Consider the following 8,302-nt stretch of genomic DNA (forward strand, 5'->3'; position numbering starts at 1 on the left):
GCAGCTCTTGCGTCGTTTTGGCGCGAGGGCCTCGAGAGCGGCGTGAAATTTCGGGCCCGACAGCACCAGGTTCGTAAGGATTTGCGCACAGATCCGGATCGGGGTCGGAGACCGTCTCTCGTGACGGCGCCGCATCTGGGAGCGCTTTTTTTTGCTGCGCTAGCCGGTGGCGAGGATGCGCCCGACCGCCTGTCGTGCAACTCCTACGCCGATACATGATGTAGTCCGATTGCAAATGCTGCACACCGGATAGAGACTGCTGTAAGAATCCATCTCATCAGCTAGGAAAGGCGGGCTTGACCACGAAGACCACGAAGAACGAGCACAACGCGGGCGACGCCGCTTTTGACTTTCCTATGAGGGAGAGTACGCGTTAATCTTGCTACGGCGCGAAACTGACGACGACGCGTTAGTATGGCTTGAAACGCTGGACGACGTCGTTCTCGTCGGCCAACGGCGAAACCTTTCTGGAGCAGCTGAAGCATTCTCTTAAAGATAAGTCGCCTGCGCTGACGGTCGCGAGCGTGAAAGACATTGAAGGCCTGGATCGACATCCTGCCGAGCTCGACCTATCCCCAACCTGGCTGCACCTCGAGGGAGCGCGATCCGTTTGCAGATGCCATAGCATTAAACGAGGATGCCGCCGGAACGCGGCGAACTGCCCATCGATTTTGCTGGAAACGTGCGTCCCATCGCGGGGCCAGCAGGAATTGTGCGCCTCATTTGAATAATAATCTCGAGATTGGCTGGAAAGGGAACGAAGCGGCGATTGCCGATCTCTATTCCTCGCCGCAGAGGTCGCTCATGGGCAGTCATGATCTTGTCTCCAGCAGTTTCCTAGGGCTGACCGCAGTAGGAGTTGCGCTACTCTGCTCGAGCCTGCTTGTCTTCGTCTTCACATGAGGTGAGCCGTCGCTCGTGTGGCCCCTCTCTGCTCATCCAGTTCATCGGCTGGACGGACTGCTTCCCTGGGATTGAAGGCTGGCATCAGCGATCGCCGCTTGAGCTGTGTAACCATGCACGTCACCGGTTCGTCACGTTGCCTGCGAGAAGTCGCCAATGAAATTGAGATTGAACATGGCGCAATCTGGGGCTATGGCGCCGGAGAACATGGCATGCAGGTTTTCACTAACTTCGGAATCGACAACCTGATCGAACATGTCCGGATCTATAAAGCCGCCTAAGCGCTCGCCGCCAGAATAATCCAATGAGCCCGCGGCCTATGCGGGGATGCTTACGGCCCACTCTCCCCCGAAGACGTGCTCTCCGACGCCGGCCGATCCTCAACGCACATTGCCCCCGTAAACCAGCACAACCTTAAGGTTGGACAATCGGATAGTTTTATGTTGCGCAGGTTTAGGCTGGGATGTGTGGTGAATGCTGCGATAGCAGCCCTTGGAGCCGGGCCGGTCGCGCGGCTTTTGAAAAAATCTATCTGCTTTGCGCGCGGGGTCGACGACCTGACAGTCGCCGAGAAAGTCTATGCGATCGCCGGGTTTTTGGGAATTGTTACGGCCTTTCTTCTGGTCATGTCGGTCCAGACCGTGCGACTGCAGAATTCCTATCGTAATATGCAAGCCTCCTCCGCTGCTGCGGCGATCAATTCCGGACTGGTCAACGCATCCGTCTATGCGATCGTGATGGACTCACGCGGCATCTACATGTCCACCGAACGAGCCAAGGTGAAAGAGTTCGGGGACGGAATCCTCAAGCGCAACCACGAGCTTGCGGAGGTGATGAACGGCTGGGAGCCTACGGTCCGTTCGGAAGACTTCGAACAGTTCGCATCCCTCAAACGGCGGATTGCCAAATTCATCGATTTCCGCCGGGAGTTGGTGCGCCGGGCGGTGGAGATTAGCCCCGCAGCTGCCCGCGAGTTTGGGGACACCGAAGCCAGCAGCACGGTTCGCAGCAGGCTGAATGCGGATTTGGAAGCGTTGCAGCGCGGCTACAACGAACGCACTCGCGAAGCAGATGGGCTCGCCGAACAGAATTGCTATGCGGCATGGTACCTGTTCATGCTGGGTTTGGCGGCGCTGGTGCTTGCCGCGCTTAACGTTCTCGTGATCCGGGATTCGGTGCTGGCGCGGCTCTCAGACATTGCCCAAGCGACCGATCGCATCAGAACCGGGGACATCGGAAGCGAGGTGCCACATCTGCGACGCCAGGACGAAATTGGCCGCCTGGCACGCGCCGCGCAGAACTTCCGCGAAGCTGTCGCTCAAGTCTTTGAGCTCGAACAGCTTGAATTTGACCTCTGCAAACAGCGCGACGCCGCAATGGCCGAGCGCGACGCGTTCAACGACAGGTACCAGAGCAAAACGTGGCAGCTCTCCGCCGCTATCAACAGCATGCCGCAAGCCCTTATCATGCTCGACGGCAAGGCACGTGTGATTGCAATGAACAGCAACTATCGCCGGATGTATAATCTACCCGAGACCATCGAGTCAGGGTCCTCGCTCGAGGGGATCCTGGAGCACGGGCTGTTCAGCGGCGACATCAAAAAGTACGTTTCGGCCATTCTCGTTCGCATCGGAAAGAAGGAGCCGGCAGCTTACGAGGTAAGGCTCAACGACGGCCGGATCGTCAAGATTTATGAACGGCCTATGGATGGGGGCGGCTGGGTCTCCGTCCAGGAGGACGTTACGGAACAGCGGCAGAAAGAGCGTATTCTCGAGCGTACCGAACGGCTGCTCGCCACCGTCGTCGAGAACGTGCGCGAAGGTATCATCGCCAAGGACGCGCGCAGTCTGCGCTATCTGTTCATCAACAAGGCGGCCGAACAGCAGCTGGGTATGTCGCGCACCGACATTGTCGGCAAGACCGCGCGCGAATTGTTTTCCTCTGAAACGGCCGAGCTGATCGAAAAGCGCGACCAGCAGCTACTTGCGCAAAGCCAGCAGCTCGAGCCTATTGTCGATACGATCTGCAATCCAGTTCGTGGCCGCCGCGTGATCTCGTGGAGGCGTTTGCAGATTGGCGCCCCCGGGGAGGACTCGCACATGTTCGTGAGTATGGTCGAAGACCTCTCCGATCAGGTTGGGACCGTCGATTAGCAGCTGGCCTTACGTCACCCTCGGCAGGCGAATGCGGGCACTATCGCTCATTTCTGTGCCAAATGGTTGGCATCCGCCCGAGGAAGAGTTCTCCACCAGTGCTGGCCTAGCTTGTCAGGTGTGTCGCTCTCGCAACGTCACAATTGTTCCATCGGCCTTCGAATCGTTTTTGACTTCACAGGGTGGCGAGTCCGGCGTTTGATTATGGCGGACCCCGGGGTAAGGTCTTTTATCTCGAAGACAGTTTGAGGCGGGTTCAAGAGGCCGCTGTCCAGCGCCAGCGGTCTCTTCGTTAGCTTCATCGGGAAAGTTCGTCCGATGCCGACGCAAGTATGGGCTCTCGCCACGTCAATCGGCTGGACGGTCGTCGTGGCCGCGATCCTGCTCTATTTGATCTTCAGCCCTGGCTAATCCGGCGCCTCTTAAAGGGGGGCGAGACGCCTAATCGTCGTGATTGCGCAGCCGTGGCCACGGGACTGCCGGGCGCATAGGGGCCGTGCCAAAAAGAGGACCTGCAAGCGCCCCGCCGAATTGGGAAAGTCCGCGGAGGAGAAATCGCTGTCTGCCGGACCCTTGAAAGGACACGCCGAACGTGAGGTGACGCCAGCCGCAGTGACTACGCGGCTGCCACGGATCGCGAGCAATCACCGATCGTAGTCGACATCGACATCGATATCGATATCGGCATGCCGATCGCGGCGGTATTGATGCTGTTGCTGCCGTTGGCTTCGACAACGACATGTCGACCGATGATGATCGGCACCATGTTGCCGATCAGCATGATGCTGCTGGCGGCCGTCGCCGGAAACTATGCCTCACCGAGCAGTCGACGGCATTGCCCGGCTCTTGCGATCAGGTGCTTGGCGAGATGCCCGATGATGGCATTGTCCAACCCGTCTTTCTGCGCTTGCTCCCGTACGGCGGCCACAATGTCCGGAAGCTGCTCGGCCATGGAAATCAGTCCGGCGATCACCTTGTCAGGATCGAGGCGCGTTTCGCGCGCGAACTTCTGCCAATCGCGCAAACTAATCTGGCTGAGCTTGTAATCACCGCCGATTTTCATCGCGAGCTTGATCTTCTGCAGATCGACGTCATCGTAGGGAAGAATGCTGGCGATGTCGTAGAGCGGCGCGAGCCGTACATGGGGACCGCCGGCCAGCAGCAGCGAATAATTCTTGGCATGAGCATCCGTACCCGCAATCAGCCAATTGAAGCCTAGCGCGTCGACAAACGTGTCAACGTCGGCGACGCGATCCGTGGAGTAGGTGCGCAAGAGCTCGATCACATCGGCAGGGCTTGGTCCGCCATCGTTTTGATACTTCATGGTCGGCAGGATGCCGAGCGCCTGGCAGATATCTTCCTGGTGGACACGGACGATCTCGTTCCCACTGAACTGCCGGTCGTAGCGCTCGATGACGATGGCGATTTCCTTTCCGAAATGCATCACCTGGGTGTCGGCGGCGGGCAGACCGAGATTGCGCGCAAGTATGAGGCAGATATGTTCGTTTTCCGCGTGTCCATCGAAATGGCCGGTCGGCGGTTTGAGGATGTGCGTGGTCGGGATGCGCCCAGAGGGAATTCCCCACTTGCCCTTTTGCAGAAGCAAGGCGGTTTTGGGTTGGGCACCCGCAAGGCTGAATTGTCCAGTATCGCGCGGCAACCGCCAGGCGGCGTGATCCTCACGTAAGGTCTGCAGGCGTTTGGCGATCGCCGTTTCGTCAAGCCATTCGACCTTGTCTTCGGCCCCGCTTCGCAAGGCCTCCAGCCGATCGGGCGTGACGAACTGAACGGCACCCGCGCAGTCCTCGCCGACATGGGAAATAAGGGCAAACACGTTGCGCGCGGACACCTGAAATCTTCGGGCCCACCGTTCGAGCACGCGTTCGTGTCGGGCAGCAGTCCCCAGAGGAAAGCCTGCACGACGGAAGGTCCGTGCTCTTCGGCCGCGAGCGGCATGGACAGCGACAGCGGATAGGCTCCTTCGGCTTGGCGCCAGTCGTTGTCATAGACAAAGGTGAGCCGGCCGCGGGCGTCATTGCGCACGCGGCCGATTTCCCGACCATCCAGCAGAGCAACAAGTTCGCTCGTCATGCCTTTTTCTTCCTGGCCTTGTCCACGATGGCGTTGATGTCGACGGCTGGCCTGGTGGCCCCGCGGGCGGGCGCTTGTTCGGTGCCCGCATCCAGGCGAATGTCCAGGGCGTCAAGGGCGCGAAGGATCAGCCCGAGCTCGGCGCGCGCGTGACCGTGCTCAACCTCGATCACCCATTGGCGGCTGACGCCAATGCTCTTGGCGAACGTCAATTGATCGAGTTTGAGCTTCTTGCGTCGGTCGCGAAGGATGGCGCCGAGTTCGGCCGGTGTGCGTATGAGCATGGGATACCCAAATGTTAACGTTCGCATACTTTAACATAAGTCGGCGTTCGTTGACAATTGGTAAATGTCAGCGATCGATGACATTATAAAATGTCATCCAATCGCTGACATAGGCTTCCCGTAATTCACGTTTTCAATTGAGTCAGGCCGATCGGCATCGATATTCACCCCGGCGCCCGCACCGGCCTCGGCTCCGGCTTCTTCATCGATTACGGCACCGGGATCGCGATCGGCCATTATCGGCGACAATGTCTGCATCTATCAGGCGGTCACGCTCGAGGCGCGACTTTCCGACGGATGACAAGGCCAAGGTGATCAAGGGGCGCCACCCGCCACCCGATCCTGGACGACAGCGTCGTGATCTACGTCGACGAAACGATCCTTGGCCGTGGCTGAATCACGATCGGCCGCGGATCGACCATCGGCAGGAATGTCTGGCTGATGTCCGCGACGTGCCGCCGAGCAGCATGGTGACGCTGGCCACCGCGCGGAAAGTTCCGAGCGGCGCCTGTCCCATATCTCATGCCGTCACTGGCGCCTTCCACCGTGTGAAGCGCCGCTCCAGTGCCTCCAGAATGGCATTGAACGCCAACCCGATGACGGTCATGCTGAGGATGCCGAAATACATCTGCGGAATCAGGAAGCTGTACTGGCTGTTGATGATGAGATAGCCGAGGCCGGCCTTGGCGCCGACCATTTCGGACGCAACCAGCACCAGCATGGCCGACGCGCTGGCCAGACGAATACCGACGAAGATAGTGGGAAGCGCAGCCGGCAGGATGACCTTGCGAAACAGCTGCTGCGGGGTTGCACCCATGGTCCGCGCCGACTTGATCAGCAACGGATCGACTTGTTTCACCGCGGCAACGGTGTTGAGCATCAGCGGCCACGCGCAGCTATAGACCACCATCGTGATCTTCGACAGCTCGCCGATTCCGAGCAGCAGGATGAAGACCGGCAGCAGCGCAAGCGGCGCGGTGTTGCGGCAGATCTCGATGAACTGGTTCACGAGATTGCCGAGACGCGCATACCAACCGACGGCCACGCCAAGCGGGACGATCAAGGCGACAGAAATCAGAAATCCGCTCAAGGCACGCAGCAGGCTGGCGGAGACGTCATCATAGAGCTCGCCGGTTTGCGCAAGCTGCCAGCCCGCGGCGATCACCTCCGAGAAGGGTGGCAGGAACACCGGATCGATCAACCCGAGCCGCGGCGCCACCTCCCATGCCGCCAACAGGGCAATCAGCAGCAACGAGCGGTGCCCGAAGGCGGCCAGCCCGCGGGCCGCGGCGTTGATCCAGTCCACAACCGGCGATGCCGGGCTTTCCACGCTGGTCAGCGGCTCTCGGCGCCCGTGCGCAAGCTCCAGCAACGTCAGCATCTCGAGGCTAGACATGGGTGACCTCCTCCACTTTGCGATCGGCGCGCGCACCAGCGCCGGCGGCCAATTGTCCTTGCTGCGCTTTCAAGACTTCGTCGCGTACCAGGCTCCAGACCTCGTGGCGCACGCGGCCGAACTCAGGCAGCGAGCGCACGTCGTCAGCCTCGCTGCGGAGCCCGTCCGGAATGTCGATGATCTGCTTGATCCGGCCCGGACGCGACGTCATCACCGCCACCCGCTGGCCGAGCACGATGGCCTCGTCGATGCCGTGGGTGATGAAGACGATCGTCTTGCCGGTGGCGCGCCAGATCCGCAGCAGCTCGCCCTGCAGCGTCTCGCGCGTCTGGGCGTCCAGCGCGGCGAACGGCTCGTCCATCAGCAGCACTTCCGGATCGTAGGCGAGGCTTCGCGCGATCGCGACGCGCTGCTTCATGCCGCCGGAGAGCTCATGCGGGTAGCGGTCGGCAAAACCGGACAACCCGACCAGCTCGAGGAAATGCCGCACGATGTCGAGCCGCTGCTTGGCCTTGAACCCGGCGATATCGAGACCGAACTCAACGTTCTGCGCGGCGGTGCGCCAGGGAAACAGCGCATACTGCTGGAACACGATGCCGCGGTCGCGACCGGGTCCGGCAATCGGCCGGCCATCGAGCAGAATCCGGCCGCTGGTCGGCAGCGTGAGCCCGCCCAGCAGATCGAGCAACGTGGATTTCCCGCAGCCGCTTGGGCCAACCAGGGCCAAGAATTCGCCGGAGCGAACATCGAGCGTGATGTCCTCCAGCGCGGTGAAGCGCTGGCCTAGTCCGCCGCCCTCGCCGCGCAGGACGAACTCCTTGCGGACATGCTCGAAACGGATCTTGACGGAGGTCATCGGGGCTCCGCCGTCTTTCCGGGACGGAAATAGTTGAACGCATTGGTGTAGGTGTCGGACGCCTTGACCTGACCCGGCTTGAACAGGCCGTCCTTCACCAGCCAGTCGATCCATACCTGGATTTCGCTGTCCGAGATCAAGCCGCCCTTGGACGCAACGCCCGTGCTCTTCCAGTATTTGATCGAGGAGGCATCCTCGTTGCGCTTGCGCTCGGCGATGATCTTGTCGAACCGGGCCCTGACCTCTTCCGGCGGTGTGATCTGGGCCCATTCGATGGCCCGCGAAATCCCCTCCACCAGCTTGCGCGAGGCATTGGGATTGTCCTTGATGAACTTTTCCCGCAGCACATAGGCACCGCCGGTGAACTGGCCGAACAGATCGGTGTCGTTGAAAAGCGAACGGATGCCGCCCCGTTCCAACGCCTTGTCGCGCAAAACGCCGCTCAACGCGCTCACTTCGACCTGGCCCTGGCGCAACGCTTGCTCGGCGCTGACTGGTGGGATCGCCACCAGCGTGACGTGCCTGGCTTCGCTTGCGCTGAGGCCGGACCTAGCCAGGTACTCGCGCAATACGAATTCCAAATGTGCGCCCAGCGTGTTGACCGCCACCTTCTTGCCAA

9 protein-coding genes and 2 pseudogenes are annotated in these 8,302 nt (G+C 60.4%); 3 read left to right on the forward strand and 8 right to left on the reverse strand.

Going from position 1 to position 8,302, the window contains the following annotated elements:
* Window positions 1-627 precede the first annotated feature (627 nt).
* Window positions 628-816 (reverse strand): hypothetical protein, encoded by a 189-nt coding sequence (locus tag AC0L23_RS39400; protein ID WP_156948696.1) that lies wholly within the window; start codon window positions 814-816, stop codon window positions 628-630.
* Window positions 817-974: 158 nt separating this feature from the next.
* On the opposite strand from AC0L23_RS39400, the gene AC0L23_RS39405 reads away from it, so the two are divergent.
* Window positions 975-1,184, forward strand: a complete 210-nt coding sequence (locus AC0L23_RS39405) for a hypothetical protein (RefSeq protein WP_084462206.1) — start codon at window positions 975-977, stop codon at window positions 1,182-1,184.
* Window positions 1,185-1,373: 189 nt separating this feature from the next.
* The gene (locus AC0L23_RS39410) at window positions 1,374-3,056 is read left to right on the forward strand and encodes a PAS-domain containing protein (RefSeq protein ID WP_473358356.1); all 1,683 of its coding nucleotides are present in this window, start codon (window positions 1,374-1,376) and stop codon (window positions 3,054-3,056) included.
* 616 nt (window positions 3,057-3,672) lie between these two features.
* Here the strand turns inward: AC0L23_RS39410 and AC0L23_RS39415 are convergent.
* From AC0L23_RS39415 to AC0L23_RS39430, 4 genes and pseudogenes are all read right to left on the reverse strand, one after another.
* Window positions 3,673-3,822: a hypothetical protein gene (locus AC0L23_RS39415; protein WP_473358357.1), complete on the reverse strand. Its 150-nt coding sequence runs from the start codon at window positions 3,820-3,822 to the stop codon at window positions 3,673-3,675.
* 42 nt (window positions 3,823-3,864) lie between these two features.
* Window positions 3,865-4,905: a type II toxin-antitoxin system HipA family toxin gene (locus tag AC0L23_RS39420; RefSeq protein WP_473358358.1), complete on the reverse strand. Its 1,041-nt coding sequence runs from the start codon at window positions 4,903-4,905 to the stop codon at window positions 3,865-3,867.
* A gap of 89 nt (window positions 4,906-4,994) precedes the next feature.
* Window positions 4,995-5,147 (reverse strand): annotated as a pseudogene (locus tag AC0L23_RS39425) (HipA N-terminal domain-containing protein); the annotation flags it as partial.
* Window positions 5,144-5,431, reverse strand: a complete 288-nt coding sequence (locus tag AC0L23_RS39430) for a helix-turn-helix domain-containing protein (RefSeq protein WP_473358359.1) — start codon at window positions 5,429-5,431, stop codon at window positions 5,144-5,146. The gene AC0L23_RS39430 and the pseudogene AC0L23_RS39425, both read right to left, overlap by 4 nt.
* A 153-nt stretch (window positions 5,432-5,584) precedes the next feature.
* Here AC0L23_RS39430 and AC0L23_RS39435 point away from each other — a divergent pair.
* Window positions 5,585-5,922: pseudogene (locus AC0L23_RS39435) on the forward strand (serine O-acetyltransferase); the annotation flags it as partial.
* A gap of 29 nt (window positions 5,923-5,951) precedes the next feature.
* Here the strand turns inward: AC0L23_RS39435 and AC0L23_RS39440 are convergent.
* The 3 genes from AC0L23_RS39440 to AC0L23_RS39450 form a co-directional block, all read right to left on the reverse strand.
* A complete protein-coding gene (locus tag AC0L23_RS39440; RefSeq protein WP_473358360.1) occupies window positions 5,952-6,863 on the reverse strand; it encodes an ABC transporter permease in 912 nt (303 codons plus the stop codon).
* A complete protein-coding gene (locus AC0L23_RS39445) occupies window positions 6,820-7,683 on the reverse strand; it encodes an ABC transporter ATP-binding protein (protein WP_473358361.1) in 864 nt (287 codons plus the stop codon). The genes AC0L23_RS39440 and AC0L23_RS39445 overlap by 44 nt, the downstream gene beginning before the upstream one ends.
* Window positions 7,680-8,302 (reverse strand): ABC transporter substrate-binding protein (locus AC0L23_RS39450; protein WP_473358362.1); only part of this gene is annotated, 623 nt, incomplete at its 5' end. The genes AC0L23_RS39445 and AC0L23_RS39450, both read right to left, overlap by 4 nt.

This window comes from Bradyrhizobium sp. MI1.4 (genome assembly GCF_055811315.1).